Origin of the sequence: Flavobacterium saliperosum, from assembly GCF_900100625.1 — a bacterium.
Classification (GTDB): Bacteria; Bacteroidota; Bacteroidia; order Flavobacteriales; family Flavobacteriaceae; genus Flavobacterium; species Flavobacterium saliperosum.
Genome location: NZ_FMTY01000004.1, coordinates 127,823 through 145,744, shown reverse-complemented (window position 1 = coordinate 145,744; position 17,922 = coordinate 127,823). Strand labels below are relative to the sequence as shown.

Here is a 17,922-nt window from a genome sequence, read left to right as displayed (position 1 = left end):
TTTAGGTTTAAAAGTTTGAAGTTATTTCTTAAAACTGATATACCACTTCCAATTTGTAATCTTTTAACGATTGTTTGGCTTTTTCCAAGTCTTGTGTAAACCCTAAAATATAACCACCACCACCGGAACCGCAAAGTTTCAGGTAATAATCGTTAGTGTCAATTCCTTTTTGCCATACCTGATGGAATTGCTCTGGAATCATAGGTTTAAAGTTGTTCAAAACGACTTTAGAAAGTTTTTTCGTATTGGCGAAAAGGGATTTCATATCACCATGCAGGAAGTTTTCCACGCAGGCATCGGTATGTTTGATGAATTGGGATTTAAGCATTTTTCGGAAACCTTCTTCTTTCAGGCTTTCCATGAAAATATTGACCATTGGAGCGGTTTCACCCACAATGCCGGAGTCAATCAAGAACACGGCACCTTTTCCTTCCGTACTTTGTGAAGGAATGCCCGTTGGTTCGATATTGTCTTTGGAATTGATCAAAATCGGTAAACTCAAATAGCTGTTTAACGGATCCAAACCGGAACTTTTTCCATGGAAAAACGATTCCATCTGAGAAAAAATGGCTTTCAGTTGTAACAGTTTCTCACGGGTTAGGTTTTCCAGCACCGTGATTTTATTATTTGCGTATTTATCGTAAATCGCGGCTACCAAAGCACCGCTACTTCCCACGCCATATCCTTGCGGAATACTGGAATCGAAATACATGCCGCGTTCCACATCGGTTTTTAAAGCCGCTAAATTGAAAGTGACCAACTCGGGTTGTTCGGTTTGTAAGTTTTCCAGATGCGATACAAATCGTTTCAGACTTGCGTTCGATTTTACAGCCTCTTCCTTGTCCCGATAGCTATCGGGATTATCCACTTTCAAAGCGCCGTTGTAAAAATTATAAGGAATAGACAAGCCTTTGGAATCTTTGATAATTCCGTATTCTCCGAAGAGTAATATTTTTGAGTAAAAAAGCGGTCCTTTCATATGTTGTTTTTGGTTTAAAAACGAATTTGGGTTTAGTAAAAGTAATGAAAAATCAATTACGATTTACGGCACCATTGCCAATTTCGTCACAAATGTACTGACCATTTTGACAATAGCCAACCAATTCGTTCTTAATAAATTGTAAAACTTTTTCTTTGGTGTTTTCCGGATACAATATGTGAACGTTTGCGCCGGCATCCAGGGTAAAGCAAACCGGTGTTTGGGTTTCGTTCCTGAATTTCCAGATTCGGTTGATGATTTCCAGTGTGTTCGGTTTCATCAGAATGAAATACGGCATGGAAGTCATCATCATCGCGTGCAATGTTAAGGCTTCGCTTTCGACGATTTTGATGAAATGTTCCACGTCACCGCTTTCCAAAACGTGCTTTATGGAAGATAAATTGTGGTGGGCCTGAGAAAAACGCTGTTCCGCAAATGGATGGCCGAACATCAGATCGTGTCCCACCGTACTCGAAACCTGTTTTTCGCCTTTGTCGACCAATAAAATCGTATCCTGATAGTTTCTGAAATTTTCATGAAGTGTTGACGGAAATTCGACTCCGAACAAATCGGAACTTCCTGAAATTTCCGCATGATTTCCCCAAACAACCACATTTCCTTTGATGCTTCTACAGGCACTTCCGGAACCCAATCGTGCTAAAAAAGAGGCTTTTCGGTTAAAATAATCTTCCGAAATAGCTGGATTCAGTACTTTTTCCAGACTCATCACGTTCATCGCCAAAGCGGCCATTCCCGAGGCGGAGGAAGCAATTCCGGAACTGTGCGGAAAGGTGTTTTGCGTGTCAATCGTCAAATGAAAATCTTTCAGGTACGGACAATAGTCGAAAATGCGCTCGAAAAACTTCTGAATTTTCGGTTTGAAATCTTCTTTGGGTTGCCCTTCGAATAACAAATCAAACGAAAAATTGCCATCGTTGGGTTTCTTGGTGAAAGCCAATTTGGTAATCGTTTTGCAATGGTTCAGCGTAAAGCTTACGGATGGATTGGCAGGAATCTGGTTGTTCTTTTTCCCCCAATATTTCACTAAGGCGATGTTGCTGGGCGCGCTCCATTCGAAACTGCCGTTTTCTGTTGAAATGGTATAGTTGGTTTGAATAAAATCCTTCTCCGAAATCATAGACTTGAAAATTTACGCAAAGATACAGTTTTCGGCTATTTGATGGGCAGCCTATTTTTATTCTGAAGAATTTCCTATTTTTGAAAGATAAAGCATCCCTATGAATAAAATTACCAGAATTCTTACAGTTGTAGTTACCTGTCTTTGCATCGGTTATTTTTCCGGAATCATCACCCGTGAAAGTATTGAAGTGTGGTATCCCACGTTGGTAAAGCCCGGTTTTAATCCGCCCAATTGGATTTTCGCACCGGTTTGGTCTGCATTGTATGTTATGATGGGAATTGCTGCGGGTATGGTGTGGAACCGTATCGAAACCGACCGCATCAACGTTCGTAAAGGATTGCGTTTTTTTGCGATTCAACTGGCGCTGAATTTCCTATGGTCGTATCTTTTTTTTGGTTTGCACAATCCGTTACTTGCTTTGGTCGAATTAATTGTGCTTTGGCTGATGATTTTTGAAACGTATGTGGTTTTCAAAAAAGTGGATAAAATCGCCGGGATGTTGCTTCTGCCGTATCTTGGTTGGGTGACTTTTGCCGGAATTCTCAACGCGGCCATCTTCTGGCTGAACCGATAGTTTTTTGTCGATTTTTTTGGTTTTTTATCCGTTTATAGAATTGATAAGGAGCGGTTCTTTGCTTTTTTAGTTAACTTTAATGTTACACTGAATCCGACTTAAGTTGTTGTTTTTCAAAAGCTTTTGTTTTCGGATAGGTTGTTCTTTTGGATTCGATTCAACATTGAAATAACTAAAATTTATACTTATGGGAGCAATAATCGTATTGGTAGTAGGCTTAATTGGTGTTTTATTAGGCTACCTCATTGGAAAATCATCAGTAAGTAGCGATTCTGGTTTGGATGCATACAAAAGAAAAATAGCTGTGCTTTCTTCGGAAATTGAAGTTTTAAAGGCTAAGATTGCTTCGGGAAGTCATGCGTTGGGATTCACCGTTTCGCCTCCGGAATACCATCCGTTTGACCATGATTTGGCATCGTCGGTTTTAGGACGGGATGTAGAAGAAAATGATCTGAAAGTGATTGAAGGCGTAGGTCCGAAAATTGAAAAATTGTTCAAAACCTCCGGAATTCTTACCTGGAAAAGTTTCGCAGAAATGTCGGTGGATCGTTGTAATGAAATTTTAAGCAAAGCAGGAGAACAATTCGCCCGTCATAACCCTTCGACCTGGCCACGTCAGGCCCGATTGGCTTATGAAGGAAAATGGCGTGACCTAAAAGTATGGCAGGATTCGCTTCAGGGCGGTTTGGAATAATCGCTTATTTTTGCTTTTCCGTAATCGCTTTGGCAACTAAAAAGCCACCAGTCCACGCATTCTGAAAATTGAACCCGCCGGTTATGGCATCGATATTTAAAATTTCCCCCGCGAAATACAGGTTTTCGTGCAATTTGCTTTGCATTGTTTTGAAATCGATTTCTTTCAGATGGATGCCGCCTGCGGTAACGAATTCTTCTTTGAAGGTGCTTTTGCCGTTTACCTGAAATTGGCCGTTAGTAAGCTGGTTCGCCAAATCGGTCAGTTGTTTTTTGGAAAGATCGGCCCATTTGGTTTCGGCTGAAATTCCCGATGCGGTAACCAGACTTTCCCACAACCGTTTCGGAAATTCAAACGGACAGAATTTCATAATGAGTTTCTTGGCATTCTCTTCTTTCAGCCCCTTTAAATGGGCTACAGCTTCTTCAAAATCGGTTTCATGCAACCAGTTGACCTGTAGGGTAAATTGATAATTTTTGGTGGCCAATTCCCGTGCTCCCCAAGCGGAAAGTCGTAAAATTCCCGGACCGCTCATACCCCAGTGGGTTATCAATAACGGACCCGATGCTTTCAGTTTGGTATCTTTCACTTTTACGGTAGCCAATGCGGAAACACCCATTAAATCCTTGATTCGGGTGTCTTTGATGTTGAAGGTAAACAGCGAAGGAACCGGTTCTTCAATGGTATGTCCGAGTGTCTCCATCATTTCCCATATTTTCGGATTGCTTCCGGTAGCCATTACCAGTTTGTCGCATTTGAACGATTGCTGATTGGTGTCTACTTTCCAATATCCGTCGCCTTTAAAAAGCGATTGAACACTTTGGCCGGTTAGGATGTCGATGCCTAATTTTTTTGTAGCCGATAAAAAACAGTCGATGATGGTTTGCGAACTGTCGGATACCGGAAACATTCGGCCGTCTTCTTCGATTTTGAGTTCGACGCCGTGTTTTTCAAACCATTCGATAGTATCTCCGGAACAAAACTGGTGAAACGGGCCTTTCAGTTCTTTTTCGCCTCTCGGATAAAATTTCACCAAATCATTCGGAATGAAACAGGCGTGCGTAACATTGCAGCGTCCGCCTCCTGAAATTTTCACTTTGGTGAGCACTTCTTTTCCGCGTTCGAGAATCGCTAATTTTAAATTCGGATTGTTTTCAGCGATGTTGATGGCGGTGAAAAATCCGGCCGCACCACCGCCTACAATAAGTATGTCGTAATTTGAAATCATAATCGGTCGGGGAAATCGGAAATAATTCCGTCTATAATGTGGGCTTCCAATCGCTGAATGTCTTCATGATGATTTACGGTCCAAACATTGATTTTGTAGCCTTTCTTTTTTGCTTCGTGTATGTTGTCGTCGGTAAGTAAGGAAAAATGCGGGTGAATAGCGTAGGCGGAAAGTGCATCGGCCCATTCCAAAGCCTGTTCCACACTGGCTTGCGAAAGGGTTGCCAATCGGATTTCGGTATTCTGTGCCCGAGTTTTATCCAATTCGTCTTTCTGAAAACTGGAAACGAGGAAGTCTTCGTAGGTCCAGCCTTTTTCGGAAACGTATTTTTCAATCAGTTTGCAGGTAGGGTCGGCGGTATCGTGTCCTTTCAATTCTACGTTAATCCAACATTTCCGGTCAATCAAGTCGAAAGTTTCCTCCAGCGTCGGGATTTCGAATTCGCCGGCCACTTTCAGTTTCTTTAATTCGGATAAGGTCAGTTTGTGTACTTCTCCGGACCCGTTCGTCATACGGTCGACGGTAAAATCGTGAAAAACCACCAATTCGCCCGAAGCACATACGTGAACGTCTAGTTCAATACCGTTAACGCCCAATTCCAGTGCTTTTTGGAAGGATTCCAGCGTGTTTTCAGCTACGTATCCTTTCGCACCGCGATGTCCGATCTTCTGCACCATGTAAAGTTTGGCATTTAATTAACTATACAAAGATATAATAGAATACGGTGCATCACGTTAATTTAAATAGGTTTAATGAGGAGATTATGAAAAATACAGTGATTGTTTTGATGATGGTGTTCTTTGTGGTGGCTTGTTCGTCGAAAAAAGCAGTCACAGAAGAAAAAACAGCGCCTACGGTTCAGTATCGTGACGATTTCAGAGCGGTCTCCGAGGCGGGTAAGAAGAAGTTTTTAACCGAAATGAAGGCTACTGGCGAAACGGCATCGGTTTTAATTCTTACAAAAGGATTTAAAGGCGAGGATGTTGCGATTGCCAATGAAAAAAAGGCGTTGTACAAAGGAAATCCAATCAGTCATCTGGAAACCGGAATTGCGGGCTACATCACGATTGATAATACGCTCACCACCAGAATTACAGACAAATTAAGTAAAAAGGAAGCGGTAATTGATAGTGAGAATGCCAAAAAACACAAGTTTGTGTATGTGATGAAAGACCATGTGCAACAAGGGAATCCGTATGTGATAACGTATAGCAATAAACTGCGTCCGTTGAAATAAAAAAAGCTTCCCGATTTGAGAAGCTTTTTTTTGTGCGGGTGAAAGGACTCGAACCTTCACACCGTGAGGCACCAGATCCTAAGTCTGGCGTGTCTACCAATTTCACCACACCCGCAGGCTTATAAAACAAGTAGTTGTTTCAGTAAGTGGGTGCAAAGATATACATATTTTTGTAATTCCAAAACCGAAACGTCAATTTCCTGTAAAACTTTTTTTAACCCGTTAATTTCTAAAAAATTGAGATTTTCAATTTTAGTATTGGGATTTCTATTTGTATATTTGGCTTTCATCATTTTAACACTATAATGGACAATATTAAACAGTACGTTCAACAAAACAAGGAACGTTTTCTTAATGAGTTAATTGAATTATTAAAAATCCCTTCCGTAAGTGCCGACAGTGCTTATACTCAGGATGTTATTGATACCGCAGCTGCCGTAAAGGCAAGTCTTGAAAAAGCAGGCTGTGACTTTGTCGAGCTTTGTGAAACCCCGGGCTACCCGATTGTTTACGGAGAAAAAATAATCGACGCCAGTTTGCCTACCGTTTTGGTGTACGGACATTATGATGTACAACCGGCGGATCCGATTGAATTATGGACCTCACCTCCCTTCGAACCGGTAATCAAAACTACCGAATTGCATCCGGAAGGCGCGATTTTCGCACGCGGTGCGTGTGACGATAAAGGTCAGATGTACATGCACGTGAAAGCGTTCGAATACATGATTCAGAACAATTGTCTGCCTTGTAACGTGAAATTCATGATTGAAGGCGAAGAAGAAGTAGGTTCGTCAAGTCTAGGCTGGTTCGTGGAACGCAATCAGGAAAAACTGAAAAACGACGTAATCCTGATTTCCGATACGGGAATGATTTCCAACCAACAACCGTCCATCACAACCGGGCTTCGCGGCTTAAGTTATGTGGAAGTGGAAGTGACCGGTCCGAACCGCGACTTGCATTCCGGATTATATGGTGGCGCCGTGGCGAATCCAATCAACGTATTGACGAAAATGATCGCTTCGTTGCATGACGAAAACAATCACATTACCATTCCGGGCTTCTATGATAATGTGCAGGAACTTTCTGCAGAGGAAAGAGCCGAAATGGGCAAGCGTCCGTTCTCGGAAGAGGCTTACAAGAAAGCCTTGGATATCGCAGAAGTATACGGCGAAAAAGGATACACCACCAACGAAAGAAACTCCATCCGTCCTACGCTGGACGTAAACGGAATCTGGGGCGGTTATACCGGCGAAGGTGCAAAAACCGTTATCGCAAGCAAAGCATTCGCGAAAATCTCCATGCGTTTGGTGCCGAATCAGGATTGGGAAGAAATCACGAAATTGTTCACCAAACACTTTGAAAGCATTGCGCCAAAATCAGTGAAAGTCGTTGTGAAACCGCACCACGGCGGACAAGGCTATGTGACTCCGATTGATTCGATTGGTTATCAGGCCGCTTCCAAAGCCTACGCGGATACGTTTGGTGTACAACCGATTCCGGTGCGTTCCGGAGGAAGTATTCCGATTGTGGCCTTGTTTGAAAAAGAACTGAAATCGAAAACCATCATGATGGGCTTCGGTTTGGACAGCGACGCAATTCACTCGCCAAACGAGCATTTCGGCGTGTTCAATTATTTGAAGGGAATTGAAACGATTCCGTTGTTTTACAAATATTTCGTGGAACTTTCGAAGTAACCGTTTCTAAAGCAATACAAATCCGTCACCGATTCAGTGGCGGATTTTTTTTGGGGCGTTCCCTCCGGTCGGGCTTTCGGCTTAATCTTTTTTATATCCCGTAAAAGCGTGATACAAAAAAGGATACCGCCTCTATCCCTAACGCAATCGGTTCACAACAGAGGCAACAATCTTGAAAAGCGAAGCTGAATTTTAATCAAAAGCCACAACTTTTAAAGCTGTGGCTTTCGGTTTTAATACTATGGGTTCGGAATTAATCCTCGGCTTGTTTAATTATTTATTTAGGTACAACCTGTTTGTACAATTCCGGAACGGATTGGTAAATGTAATCCCCATGCTGCCCGGTAAAATATTTGTTCATTTTTTTATTGAATTCTTCACGCCCTTTTTCGTCTTTCCATTTGGCTTTGAACAGTTCTTCGTCTTTTTTTCCAACATTTTCAATGTCGGCTAAACTTTCCACTACAAAAACTTCCACAAATTCCATGTTGTTGGAGCCCCACGCATGATTGTAGGCATAATACGCTTTTACCACATCGTTTTTCATGGTAAGGTTGTCGAATAATTGTTTGTTTAAATCGTCAAATTCCTTGTCGGTGCCGTCTTTAGGAGTGTCGAAAATGCTTTTACGCACATAATACACCATGGGTTTGTCCGGCGCTTTTGCCATACGTTTACGGTCACCATAAGTCACATAAATTTCATCGGAATGTCTGGGTTTGTAATACTTACTTCTTTTTTCGTAAACCGCTTTTCTTGCTTTTTCATCGGGCCAGACCTGTTTGGCAAGTTCCTGATTTTTTTCTCTGGCTTTTTCAATCGCATCCCAGCTTTCATAGACATTCACAAAGACAATCTCACCGTTGTTTGCGGTATAGTAGTGGTTAAGCACGTTATACCCCACAATGAACTCGTTTTTTTTGATAACCTTGTCGAGATATTCTTTCTCTAAGGCCAACCAATCTTCATATTTTCCTTCTTTATACTCAAAATTTCGGTACGTGGTGGTAACCGTTAAATAGTACATTTTTTCTTGTGCTAAAAGCGAAAGATGTTGCAGGAAAAAAAACAAAATGAGGACGTAAAATTTGTAATGGACAGTTTTCATAATTTCAAATGTATTAGTGATGAATAAGTAAATAATTCAATCTTGAAATTTGAGGCGGTGTGGAATTTGAAAAATGTCGCGGTATTTGAAACAAATTTACAATTATTTTAACATAAAAACCTGACTGTCAACAAAATATATCGAAAAACGACATATAAAAATGATGAATTTTAAAGGGTGTTAAAATAAATGACTGGTTTACAACAAAATAAAAAATTTGGCGTTAAATTTGTAGCACCATCATCAATCAAAAAAATCATCATGTTAAAACGTTTTTTTATTCTGTGTTCCGGCGCAGACAAAGACCTGATTTACTCCTGTTCCAATGGAGAACAAAACAAATACGCTGGCATCGGAGCGACCGTATTTTTTACTGCCGTTATGGCTTTTATCGCCAGTGGGTATGCCCTTTTCACAGTTTTCGACAGCGTGTATCCCGCCTTACTTTTCGGAGTCGTTTGGGGATTGCTGATTTTTAATCTGGACCGTTTTATCGTTTCCACCATCCGAAAACGCGACAACTTCTGGGGCGAACTGATTCAGGCGTCACCGCGAATTATCTTGGCCATGATTATTGCCGTTGTAATTTCAAAACCATTGGAAATTAAAATTTTCGAAAAGGAAATCAATACGGTTTTACTGAAAGAAAAGAATGAAATGGCAATTGCCAATAAAAATCAGGTGACCAATTACTTTAAGGGCGATGTGACGAAAAACCAATCAGAAATCGACAGTATTAAGTCGAATATCAAAGCCAAAGAAAAAGAGGTTGCCGATTTATACCAATCCTACATTACGGAAGCCGAAGGGTCAGCCGGAACCAAAAAAATGGGGAAGGGGCCTATTTATAAGGAAAAGCGGGAAGCACACGATTTGGCGTTAAAACAATTGGATTCCTTAAAAGCCACTTCTGCCAAAGCCATTACCGAAAAAGAAGCACGCTCCAAAACATTGCAAGCCGATCTGGATAAAAAAGTAGCCGACTCCAAACCCATCATCGACAGTTTTGACGGACTGATGGCACGAATCAATGCATTGGGAAAATTGCCTTGGCTGCCGTCGTTCTTTATCATGTTGCTGTTTTTAGCCATTGAAACCTCTCCGATTATTGCGAAATTATTGTCGCCTAAAGGGGAATACGATTTCAAAATGGAAGATACCGAAACGGCTTTACGAACGCATATCGAACAGAACAATTACCAGCGAAATCTTCAGAAACAAACCGATGCGTCCATTTACGATAAGGTGTATGAAGACATTCGGGACGATAAGGAAATTTACGATTATAAGCGAAAAGCGGCTTCCGAATTACTGAAACTGCAATCCGATGCGTATGTTGAGAAGCAGAAGGGCGTGATGTAATTGATTAGTCATAAGGGATAAGAGAAAAGGGATAAGTCGTAACAAAACCACTTATCCCTTTTTACTTTTTTACTTTTCCCTCTTTTACATATACTGTAAAACTTCTGCTTTCAGTTTGTCGTATTCGCCCTGAAGAATCAAGCCGTTGTCCAACAGTTTTTTATAATTCTGCAATTTGGCGAACAATTCATCGCTGCTCATTTCGCTTAGTTTTTTCTCACCGGTTGACTGAGTCTGAGAAAACGGTTCCGCATACGTTTCCTGAACTGCCGGAGTCGAAGGCATGATTTCGGCAAACGAAGTCACTTCTTCGGTTTCCATTTCTTCCACAATTTCTTCTGTAACCGGAATTTCGGCTTTTACTTCTTCCACTATCGGAGCTGCTGTAATTGGCGCTGCTACTGTCGGATTCTTCAATAAATCCAATTGTTCTTTAGCGTAAGTGTATAATTTTCGCGCCTGATTTTTCGGTAAATAATCAACGGTTTGCGTTAATTCGGATTTCGTGGTAAACGTGAAATCGGCACCTAAAATCCCTTCCTTTACAAACGAAGCCGCGATATCATCCCAGTCGTAATCCACAAATTCCATAGACAATCCCAAATTTTTAGGCTTGCAGAGGATGATTCTTTTGTTGGTTACCACAACGCTGTCCGGAAGGATCGTCACAGCCGGTTTTTTCTGCACGGCGATATAACCCACTTCTTCGTTGGTCATTAATAAATTTTCCAGTTTGGAAGTGATTTTTTCAATCGCTTTCGGATCCTGGTCTTCGTTTAATATTTTCTTTAAATTGTCAATCATGATGTTTTGTAAATAATTTAGTCGTGAAACGGGCTGCAAAAGTAATGCCTATTTTTAAGATTCGGTAATTTCCTGTCGTTGTTTTTTCGTTAAACTCTTAAAAACCAAATCATAAGAATGGTCAATCAGTTCCTTAACAAAATTATCGGTAACCGAACTGTTGATTTTTACGGTATTCCAATGAATTTTGCTCATGTGATACCCGGCCTGAATATCATCATACTGCCCTCGCAATTCCAAAGCCCAATCCGGATCGCATTTCAGGTTTACCGAAGGCGTTCCGTTTTCCCATTCCTGCAGCGAAGATAGGGCAAACATTTTCCCACCGACTTTAAATACCAACGTGTCTTCATCAAAAGGGAAGTGTTCCGTGACGCCTTTTTTGGCAAGGCAATAATCGTAATAGACATCAATGGTCATGACTTACAGTATTTTATATAAAACCGGTTTACTCGGACTCGCGTCATTCTCAAACGAAGCGATTTGTAAATTTAGTATGTAACTGCCATCCTGAATTGTATCGGCAACAAAAACCATTTCCGTAATCGTGCAGTGCATTCTTGCGTCCGCATTCAGCTGATTTACGTTTTTTACGTTCCAGAACGCTTTGTGCGCCAGTAATTTTCCTTCATCGTGTTCCCTGTCCACACTTGGTAAATCAATCAGCAGGTGTTGGATAGCGCTTTCGCGGATAAAAGTCGCCGCGTCCTCTGTAAGATAAGGTGGATTGGTATTCGAATAGTTCTTCGACAACTTCACTTTATCGTTAGGAAGTGTTCGGATGATGATGGCTTCAACTGTCATTCCGAGCGAAGCGCGGGAATCTAAAGCTGTTTCTATTTGTTTCTTCGTGATAATCAGATCTTCCCCGAGTACTTCCGGCTGTACCGAAATTACTTCTGCTGTAAAAAAGAACTGTTTCAAGCATTGGTTGATGCTGTAAAAATCACGGGTGATATGCCCCAAACATTCGGTGTGCGTTCCGTGTGCGTGCGGGTTGAAGAAAATATTATTGAAATTCGTGGATGATTTTCCTTCCGATACTTTTCCAATCCAATCGCCCATGGTTACGGGTTCGATGTCCGGTTTATTCTGATACCACGCAATCGGGTTTTCGTTTGTGTTGGTTAATGGAATCGAGATGTCGAGTGGTTGTGACAGGTCGATTTTGAATTCTTTATTCTGATGGTTGACAATTGTTATCATTTGTGGAACACGGATTTAACGGATATACTAACGCGGATTCAAACGGATTTATCAGCGCTGCCAAGCATCTGTAAAATCTGCGGTCTATTCCTCTTCCAAATTTAACCAAAACAAATCAGATGCAATTCCGTCGCAAAAGAATTTTCCTTTTTTTGTGGCGCGCAGGATATTGTTTTCCAAAACGAGTTTTTTATCGTCCAAATAACGTTGCGCATTCTGAAGCAGATAATGCAACATGTTTTCTCCGAATTCGGTTTTAATCCGTTCTAATGAAACACCCCAAACCGTTCGCAAACCGGTCATGATGTATTCGTTGTAGCGGTCGGTTTCGGTTAAAGTTTCCGTTTCGCTCGGTAGTTTGTTTTCGGCCAATGCTTTTATGTAAAGCGAATTGTTGGCGATATTCCAGCTTCGGTTCGTGCCGTCATAACTGTGCGCGGACGGACCAATTCCCAGATATTTTTTTCCTAACCAGTACGCCGAATTGTTTTTTGAAAAATAATTTTCCTTTCCGAAATTCGACAATTCATAATGTACAAAACCGTTGGCTTCGAGTTTGTCGACTAACATCAGAAATTGTTCGTGCGCTACTGCATCATCGGGTTGCGGAATAACGCCTTGTTTGATGAATTGCTGCAACGCGGTTTTCGGTTCGACCGTTAAGGCATAACTCGAAATGTGCGGAATGTTCAGATCCAGAACGGTTTGGATGTTTTGCAGCCATTGTTCGTTGGTTAAACCGGGAATGCCGTAAATCAAATCCACCGAAATGTTATCGAAATAGTTCGTGGCGATTTCCAGACATTTTTTCGCTTCCGCCGAATTATGAGCGCGGTTCATCAGTTTTAAATCGGCTTCAAAAAAGGACTGAACACCGATGCTTAAACGATTGATTTTGTTTTGTGACAATTCAATAATCCGTTCTTCCGATAAATCATCGGGATTGGCTTCCACGGTGATTTCCAGGTTTTCGGTAACGGTATAGTTTTTATACACTTCGTCAATCAGCATCCGTAAATCGGAAACGGCTAAAATACTGGGAGTACCGCCTCCAAAATAAATGGTTTCCACGGTTTCGTTTTCAAACTCACTTTTACGCAGTCCGATTTCTTTGGCTAAAGCCAATACCATTTCGTCTTTCTTCTTCAATGAAGTCGAAAAATGGAAATCGCAGTAGTGACACGCCTGCTTGCAAAAGGGAATATGGATGTAGATACCGGACATATTTTAGTGGTCAGTGGTCAGTGGTCGGTGTTCAGAACTGTTTACTGAACACTGAATACTGAACACTATTTTTTAATTCGATTTTCATTCTGTTTTACAAAAGCGTCCCAACCGGAATAACTTTTCCCAACCTCGACTTTTCCCGAATTGAAGAAATGACAAACCGCTGCTGCGAGTCCGTCTGTAGAGTCGAGATTTTTGGGTAATTCTTTCAAGCCGAGCAATTGTTGCAGCATTTTGGCTACCTGTTCTTTACTGGCATTTCCGTTTCCGGTGATGGCCATTTTTATTTTTTTCGGTTCGTATTCGGTAATCGGAATGCCGCGTGATAAACCGGCTGCCATGGCGACACCCTGTGCCCGGCCCAATTTCAGCATCGACTGTACGTTTTTGCCGAAAAACGGGGCTTCAATCGCAATCTCATCCGGATTGTGGGTTTCAATCAGTTCGATGGTACGCTCAAAAATGATTTTCAGTTTCTGATAATGGTTGTCGTATTTGGACAATTGCAGTTCGTTCAGCTGCAAAAACTCCATTTTTTTGTTGATGATTTTTATCAGACCGAAACCCATAATGGTCGTTCCCGGGTCAATTCCTAATATGATGCGCTCGTTTGCCAATTTTAATTTGTTATTTTGCACAGATGATTTCCAAACCCCACAAAGCTAAACAATTCCTCGTTCTTCTGATCAAACTTTTGATAGTGGGCGGCGCATTTTATTTTATTTATACCCAATTGGCCAATAACGATAAATTGGATTGGACTAAGTTTCAGAAACTGGTGCTGGAAAAGCAGTCTTTTGCCAACATCACTTTCATTTTATTCCTGACGTTTTTAAATCGTTTTCTGGAAATTTTAAAATGGCAGAATCTGGTGGAAGTAATCCGTAAAATAAAACTTGGAGAAGCTTCAAAACAGGTTTTAGGTGCGCTAACCGCCGGATTGTTCACGCCCAACGGTATTGGGGAATATGCCGGAAAAGCCTTGTTCTTCGAAAAAGCACAGGCCAAGAAGATTGTTTTCCTAAATCTGATTTGCAACGGAATCCAAATGATACTCACCATTGTATTCGGAATTTTCGGGTTGTTGTATTTCAATGCCCATTTCGACGTGATTACAACGAAAACGGTCGGAATTTTGTTTGGGATTTTAACTTTACTTGTTACAGTATTATTTTTCACAAAAAAAATAAACATCAAAGGATATTCGTTCGAAAAACTGATTCATAAAATTAACGAAATTCCAAAATGTATCCATCAGAAAAACATTTTGTTGGCCATTGGTCGTTATTTGGTTTTTTCGCATCAGTATTATTTCTTATTTTTAATTTTTGATGTGGAAATGCCGTACTTTTTGTTAATGGCCACTATCGCAAGTGTTTATTTCTTAGCATCGTCCTTACCCACGTTTCAGTTTCTGGATTTTGCGGTAAAAGGAAGTGTCGCGGTTTATTTCTTCGGATTGTTGGGCGTAAACGAATGGATTGTGGTGTTTATCAGTACGCTGATGTGGTTTTTAAATGTGGTGATACCGGTTGTAATTGGAAGTTATTTTGTATTAAATTTTAAAGCGCAATGGAAATCATAAACTTACTTTTCATATTGATTTTTTTCAATTATGTGTTTTTTATCGGCTTGCTGATTTGGGGTTTTTCGAAAGTGAAAACCTTTAGTCATCCTGAGCTTGTCGAAGGACAGAAGTCAGGTTCCGAAAACAAAACCGGTTTTTCAATAGTGATTCCGTTTCGCAATGAAGAGCATAATTTACCTGATTTATTGCAATCGCTCGCACAACTGAAGTATTCCAAAGAACAGTTTGAAATTATCTTTGTGGACGATGCTTCGAAAGACAATTCGGTTCGCGTGATTAACAATTGGCGTATGGAAAATCCGTGGATTCACCTTACGATTCTGGATAATGTGCGTGTTTCCAAATCTCCGAAAAAAGATGCGATAACCCGCGCCGTAATGATTGCCAAACATCCGTGGATCATTACGACCGATGCCGATTGTATGGTACAACCCGAATGGCTTTCCGTTTACGATACTTTCATTCAGAACAATGATGCGGAAATGATTGCAGGCGCGGTGAGATTTCCAACAAAAGGCTTTTTACTTTCTCATTTTCAGCAGATGGACATGCTGAGTCTGCAGGGAGCGAGTATCGGAAGTTTCGGTTTGGAAGAGGCCTTTATGTGCAACGGTGCGAATTTCGCCTATACCAAAACGCTTTTTTCGGATTTGAAAGGATTCCACGGAAACAACCATATTGCGAGTGGCGACGATGTGTTTCTCTTGCAGAAAGCGATTGCCAATTTCCCGGAGAAAGTCCGTTATCTGAAAAATCAGAGTACCATCGTAACCACAAAACCCGAGAAAAGTTGGTTCAAGCTATTCAAACAAAGGGTTCGTTGGGCTTCAAAGGCGTCGGCTTATCAAAGTGATTTTGCTAAAGGTATGGCTATCGTTGTTTTTCTGGCGAATTTCATGCTGCTTTGCGGCGTCTTCCTCTTGGCTTTTGATCTGATGCAATGGCAATTGCTATTGGTATTATTCGCCGTGAAGTTTAGTGTCGATTTTATATTGATGTTTCAGGCCAACCGTTTTCTGAAAATGGCTATGTATTCGGTAGTCGTAAGCAGTCTGCTTTATCCTGTTTTCAGTACGTTGGTAGCGTTGTACTCGCTGATTGGCGGGTTTGAATGGAAACGCGAGAATATTAAATAATCTATTCGGTCTTCAGAATCACCGGCAATACAAATTGCGTTTTTACCGGAATTCCGCGTTTTATGGCCGGATTGACTTTCGGGAAATCAACCAGTTTCGCATGTAAAATACTGTCGATTTTTATTTTATCGTACCTAACGCTGTCTTTTGGGAATTGGGGTTCGAATTCCAATCGCGCATCCGGAAAAACCGTTACTTTCACTTCAATCGTATCAATTTCCGGATAAAGTATGGCCAAAGTATCCGTACTTAATTTCTCCTGTATGGTTTGGGTTAGGTATTCGAAGAAACACTGTTTGCGTTGGGCTTCATCGGTAATCACTTCACAGGCATCAATACTCGGAAAGGCATCCACTTTTTTCCAGTCGATTTTCTCAAGTTCTTTTTGCAGTAATTCGTCTTCCGACGGTGCTTTCTTGTCGAATAACTGACAGGAAGAAACCGCTAGGGAAAAGAAAAAGAATACAAAAAGATTTTTTGACATCGTAAAAGTGTAATTTTAAGTTCCAAAAATAGTAAAAAAAAGATGGAATACTTTTTATTAATCACCGGTTTTGTTTTTATGATTGTTGGGGTTCTGGGAAGTTTTCTTCCGGTATTGCCCGGACCACCTATCAGTTGGGCCGGATTGCTATTGCTTTACCTCACAAAAGCAGTGCCGGAGGAGTATTGGGTTTTGGGAATTACGCTTGTAATTGCTGTTATTGTCGCCATTTTGGATTACGTTATCCCTGCCAAAGGAACAAAACGATTTGGAGGAAGTTCCTATGGGATCTGGGGAACCAACATCGGATTGGTTATCGGATTGATTGCTCCGATTCCGCTTGGTGTTATAATCGGACCTTTTGTTGGCGCTTTGATCGGGGAGCTGATTTACGACAGTCAGGATCATAAACGTGCTGTTAAAGCAGCTACGGGTTCTTTTGTTGGCTTTTTAGCGTCTACTTTTATGAAGTTTATGGTTTGCGTGATTTATTTCGGTTTGTTTCTGATGAAAGTTTGGGAATACCGAAGTTCGTGGTTTTAGGTTTCCGTTTTTCTGAAAAATGTTATCCCGATTCCGAATAAGATGATTGCTCCGCCAATTACCATTTGAATTGTTATGGTTTCTTTCAGAAAAACCCAAGCAATGATTGAGGTGATTAATGCCTGACTGAGAAGGCTGAGCGAAACCCTGTTGGCTTCCATTTTTTGGGTGGCATAACTGATTAGTGTCCAGGCAATAAGCTGACATAAAATGCCCTGAACGAACAATACGCTCCAAACGGAAGGTGAAAACCCAAAAAAAGGCTGCTCAAAAATCAAACAAACAATCGCGAGAAACATACTGGAAACCAGCATGCTGTAGGTCATAAAGCTTATGGGTTGCATTTGATTGAGTACGTATTTGCTTAAGAGTATGTAGGCGGCATAAAAGACCCCGGAAAGCACTCCGAAAGCGAATCCGATGTCGAATTTTAACTGATAAAACGTTTCATAACCAATCAATACGACCATTCCGATGACAGCAAAAAAAGCACCAATCCAGAAATTGCGGTTGGGTTTGTTCGGAAGGAAGAAAAACATGCCCAGTCCAACCCAAATTGGGGCTAAGTTAGTCAGTAAGGTGGCTTGTGTGGCAGACGATTGCTGGATGGCGATATTCCAAACGGCGATATCACAACCAAAAAAAATACCGCATAAGAGTATAATCATTGTGGTTTTTTGATTGGGTTTTTCCAGTTTCTTTCGCAGAAGTACAATGGGTAAAACAGCAGCGGTAGCGATGGCCATTCTGTAAAACGCCGAACTCAAACCGGAAACCGGAGTCCATTTTACCAGGATTGGGAAAACGGAAATGCAAAAAATGCCGATTAATAAGGCCAAGCGTGGGTTTTTCATGCCGTTTGTATTGAAAAACAAAGGTAATTAAAATAAAAAAAGCTTCGAGAAATCGAAGCTTTA

20 protein-coding genes and 1 tRNA gene are annotated in these 17,922 nt (G+C 41.1%); 8 read left to right on the top strand and 13 right to left on the bottom strand.

The genetic code is table 11. From position 1 onward, the window contains the following. Window positions 1-28: 28 nt before the first annotated feature. Complete coding sequence (locus BLQ05_RS09265; protein ID WP_023576027.1) at window positions 29-979, bottom strand: mevalonate kinase family protein; 951 nt, start codon at window positions 977-979, stop codon at window positions 29-31. A gap of 52 nt (window positions 980-1,031) precedes the next feature. Further along, window positions 1,032-2,117: a diphosphomevalonate decarboxylase gene (locus BLQ05_RS09260; RefSeq protein ID WP_023576026.1), complete on the bottom strand. Its 1,086-nt coding sequence runs from the start codon at window positions 2,115-2,117 to the stop codon at window positions 1,032-1,034. 100 nt (window positions 2,118-2,217) lie between these two features. Between BLQ05_RS09260 and BLQ05_RS09255 the strand changes: the two genes are divergently transcribed. Then, complete coding sequence (locus tag BLQ05_RS09255) at window positions 2,218-2,694, top strand: TspO/MBR family protein (protein ID WP_023576025.1); 477 nt, start codon at window positions 2,218-2,220, stop codon at window positions 2,692-2,694. Between the two features lie 187 nt (window positions 2,695-2,881). Beyond that, window positions 2,882-3,388, top strand: a complete 507-nt coding sequence (locus tag BLQ05_RS09250) for a hypothetical protein (RefSeq protein ID WP_023576024.1) — start codon at window positions 2,882-2,884, stop codon at window positions 3,386-3,388. A 4-nt stretch (window positions 3,389-3,392) separates the two neighbouring features. On the opposite strand, the gene BLQ05_RS09245 is transcribed toward BLQ05_RS09250, so the two are convergent. Both BLQ05_RS09245 and BLQ05_RS09240 read right to left on the bottom strand, forming a co-directional pair. Then, window positions 3,393-4,616, bottom strand: a complete 1,224-nt coding sequence (locus BLQ05_RS09245) for a BaiN/RdsA family NAD(P)/FAD-dependent oxidoreductase (RefSeq protein WP_035654268.1) — start codon at window positions 4,614-4,616, stop codon at window positions 3,393-3,395. Then, window positions 4,613-5,293: a glycerophosphodiester phosphodiesterase gene (locus tag BLQ05_RS09240; RefSeq protein WP_023576022.1), complete on the bottom strand. Its 681-nt coding sequence runs from the start codon at window positions 5,291-5,293 to the stop codon at window positions 4,613-4,615. Before BLQ05_RS09240 ends, BLQ05_RS09245 begins: the two co-directional genes overlap by 4 nt. Before the next feature lie 86 nt (window positions 5,294-5,379). On the opposite strand from BLQ05_RS09240, the gene BLQ05_RS09235 reads away from it, so the two are divergent. Continuing rightward, the gene (locus BLQ05_RS09235; RefSeq protein WP_023576021.1) at window positions 5,380-5,853 is read left to right on the top strand and encodes a hypothetical protein; all 474 of its coding nucleotides are present in this window, start codon (window positions 5,380-5,382) and stop codon (window positions 5,851-5,853) included. A 33-nt stretch (window positions 5,854-5,886) separates the two neighbouring features. Here BLQ05_RS09235 and BLQ05_RS09230 read toward each other — a convergent pair. After that, window positions 5,887-5,968: transfer RNA gene (locus BLQ05_RS09230), tRNA-Leu, on the bottom strand. A 190-nt stretch (window positions 5,969-6,158) separates the two neighbouring features. On the opposite strand from BLQ05_RS09230, the gene BLQ05_RS09225 reads away from it, so the two are divergent. Continuing rightward, entirely contained in the window at window positions 6,159-7,547 is a 1,389-nt protein-coding gene (locus BLQ05_RS09225) for a dipeptidase (protein ID WP_023576019.1), read from the top strand. 277 nt (window positions 7,548-7,824) lie between these two features. Here BLQ05_RS09225 and BLQ05_RS09220 read toward each other — a convergent pair whose 3' ends face one another. Further along, entirely contained in the window at window positions 7,825-8,574 is a 750-nt protein-coding gene (locus BLQ05_RS09220) for a hypothetical protein (protein WP_143000938.1), read from the bottom strand. A 342-nt stretch (window positions 8,575-8,916) separates the two neighbouring features. Between BLQ05_RS09220 and BLQ05_RS09215 the strand changes: the two genes are divergently transcribed. After that, window positions 8,917-10,017, top strand: a complete 1,101-nt coding sequence (locus BLQ05_RS09215; RefSeq protein WP_035654317.1) for a DUF4407 domain-containing protein — start codon at window positions 8,917-8,919, stop codon at window positions 10,015-10,017. A gap of 84 nt (window positions 10,018-10,101) precedes the next feature. On the opposite strand, the gene BLQ05_RS09210 is transcribed toward BLQ05_RS09215, so the two are convergent. From BLQ05_RS09210 to ruvC, 5 genes are all read right to left on the bottom strand, one after another. Continuing rightward, window positions 10,102-10,821, bottom strand: a complete 720-nt coding sequence (locus BLQ05_RS09210) for a PH domain-containing protein (protein WP_023576016.1) — start codon at window positions 10,819-10,821, stop codon at window positions 10,102-10,104. A 54-nt stretch (window positions 10,822-10,875) separates the two neighbouring features. Further along, window positions 10,876-11,241 (bottom strand): MmcQ/YjbR family DNA-binding protein, encoded by a 366-nt coding sequence (locus tag BLQ05_RS09205; protein WP_023576015.1) that lies wholly within the window; start codon window positions 11,239-11,241, stop codon window positions 10,876-10,878. Between the two features lie 3 nt (window positions 11,242-11,244). After that, entirely contained in the window at window positions 11,245-12,027 is a 783-nt protein-coding gene (locus tag BLQ05_RS09200) for a cyclase family protein (protein ID WP_023576014.1), read from the bottom strand. An 84-nt stretch (window positions 12,028-12,111) separates the two neighbouring features. Then, the gene (hemW, locus tag BLQ05_RS09195; RefSeq protein WP_023576013.1) at window positions 12,112-13,251 is read right to left on the bottom strand and encodes a radical SAM family heme chaperone HemW; all 1,140 of its coding nucleotides are present in this window, start codon (window positions 13,249-13,251) and stop codon (window positions 12,112-12,114) included. A gap of 65 nt (window positions 13,252-13,316) precedes the next feature. After that, complete coding sequence (gene ruvC, locus BLQ05_RS09190; protein ID WP_035654314.1) at window positions 13,317-13,871, bottom strand: crossover junction endodeoxyribonuclease RuvC; 555 nt, start codon at window positions 13,869-13,871, stop codon at window positions 13,317-13,319. Between the two features lie 23 nt (window positions 13,872-13,894). On the opposite strand from ruvC, the gene BLQ05_RS09185 reads away from it, so the two are divergent. Continuing rightward, window positions 13,895-14,839: a lysylphosphatidylglycerol synthase domain-containing protein gene (locus tag BLQ05_RS09185; protein WP_035654266.1), complete on the top strand. Its 945-nt coding sequence runs from the start codon at window positions 13,895-13,897 to the stop codon at window positions 14,837-14,839. Next, window positions 14,827-15,978, top strand: a complete 1,152-nt coding sequence (locus BLQ05_RS09180) for a glycosyltransferase family 2 protein (protein ID WP_023576011.1) — start codon at window positions 14,827-14,829, stop codon at window positions 15,976-15,978. Before BLQ05_RS09185 ends, BLQ05_RS09180 begins: the two co-directional genes overlap by 13 nt. Window position 15,979: 1 nt before the next feature. Here BLQ05_RS09180 and BLQ05_RS09175 read toward each other — a convergent pair whose 3' ends face one another. Next, complete coding sequence (locus BLQ05_RS09175) at window positions 15,980-16,462, bottom strand: hypothetical protein (protein WP_023576010.1); 483 nt, start codon at window positions 16,460-16,462, stop codon at window positions 15,980-15,982. A 42-nt stretch (window positions 16,463-16,504) separates the two neighbouring features. Here BLQ05_RS09175 and BLQ05_RS09170 point away from each other — a divergent pair, with 42 nt between their 5' ends. Next, window positions 16,505-17,005 (top strand): DUF456 domain-containing protein, encoded by a 501-nt coding sequence (locus tag BLQ05_RS09170; protein WP_023576009.1) that lies wholly within the window; start codon window positions 16,505-16,507, stop codon window positions 17,003-17,005. Here the strand turns inward: BLQ05_RS09170 and BLQ05_RS09165 are convergent. After that, window positions 17,002-17,859, bottom strand: coding sequence for a DMT family transporter (locus BLQ05_RS09165; RefSeq protein ID WP_023576008.1), 858 nt, complete (start codon window positions 17,857-17,859; stop codon window positions 17,002-17,004). The genes BLQ05_RS09170 and BLQ05_RS09165 overlap by 4 nt on opposite strands. Window positions 17,860-17,922: the final 63 nt, after the last annotated feature.

Bases quoted from the DNA above. Each gene is read 5' to 3' on its own strand.
- BLQ05_RS09265 (WP_023576027.1), bottom strand. From the start codon at position 979: ATGAAAGGACCGCTTTTTTACTCAAAAATATTACTCTTCGGAGAATAC.
- BLQ05_RS09260 (WP_023576026.1), bottom strand. From the start codon at position 2,117: ATGATTTCGGAGAAGGATTTTATTCAAACCAACTATACCATTTCAACA.
- BLQ05_RS09255 (WP_023576025.1), top strand. From the start codon at position 2,218: ATGAATAAAATTACCAGAATTCTTACAGTTGTAGTTACCTGTCTTTGC.
- BLQ05_RS09250 (WP_023576024.1), top strand. From the start codon at position 2,882: ATGGGAGCAATAATCGTATTGGTAGTAGGCTTAATTGGTGTTTTATTA.
- BLQ05_RS09245 (WP_035654268.1), bottom strand. From the start codon at position 4,616: ATGATTTCAAATTACGACATACTTATTGTAGGCGGTGGTGCGGCCGGA.
- BLQ05_RS09240 (WP_023576022.1), bottom strand. From the start codon at position 5,293: ATGGTGCAGAAGATCGGACATCGCGGTGCGAAAGGATACGTAGCTGAA.
- BLQ05_RS09235 (WP_023576021.1), top strand. From the start codon at position 5,380: ATGAAAAATACAGTGATTGTTTTGATGATGGTGTTCTTTGTGGTGGCT.
- BLQ05_RS09225 (WP_023576019.1), top strand. From the start codon at position 6,159: ATGGACAATATTAAACAGTACGTTCAACAAAACAAGGAACGTTTTCTT.
- BLQ05_RS09220 (WP_143000938.1), bottom strand. From the start codon at position 8,574: ATGTACTATTTAACGGTTACCACCACGTACCGAAATTTTGAGTATAAA.
- BLQ05_RS09215 (WP_035654317.1), top strand. From the start codon at position 8,917: ATGTTAAAACGTTTTTTTATTCTGTGTTCCGGCGCAGACAAAGACCTG.
- BLQ05_RS09210 (WP_023576016.1), bottom strand. From the start codon at position 10,821: ATGATTGACAATTTAAAGAAAATATTAAACGAAGACCAGGATCCGAAA.
- BLQ05_RS09205 (WP_023576015.1), bottom strand. From the start codon at position 11,241: ATGACCATTGATGTCTATTACGATTATTGCCTTGCCAAAAAAGGCGTC.
- BLQ05_RS09200 (WP_023576014.1), bottom strand. From the start codon at position 12,027: ATGATAACAATTGTCAACCATCAGAATAAAGAATTCAAAATCGACCTG.
- hemW (WP_023576013.1), bottom strand. From the start codon at position 13,251: ATGTCCGGTATCTACATCCATATTCCCTTTTGCAAGCAGGCGTGTCAC.
- BLQ05_RS09185 (WP_035654266.1), top strand. From the start codon at position 13,895: ATGATTTCCAAACCCCACAAAGCTAAACAATTCCTCGTTCTTCTGATC.
- BLQ05_RS09180 (WP_023576011.1), top strand. From the start codon at position 14,827: ATGGAAATCATAAACTTACTTTTCATATTGATTTTTTTCAATTATGTG.
- BLQ05_RS09175 (WP_023576010.1), bottom strand. From the start codon at position 16,462: ATGTCAAAAAATCTTTTTGTATTCTTTTTCTTTTCCCTAGCGGTTTCT.
- BLQ05_RS09170 (WP_023576009.1), top strand. From the start codon at position 16,505: ATGGAATACTTTTTATTAATCACCGGTTTTGTTTTTATGATTGTTGGG.
- BLQ05_RS09165 (WP_023576008.1), bottom strand. From the start codon at position 17,859: ATGAAAAACCCACGCTTGGCCTTATTAATCGGCATTTTTTGCATTTCC.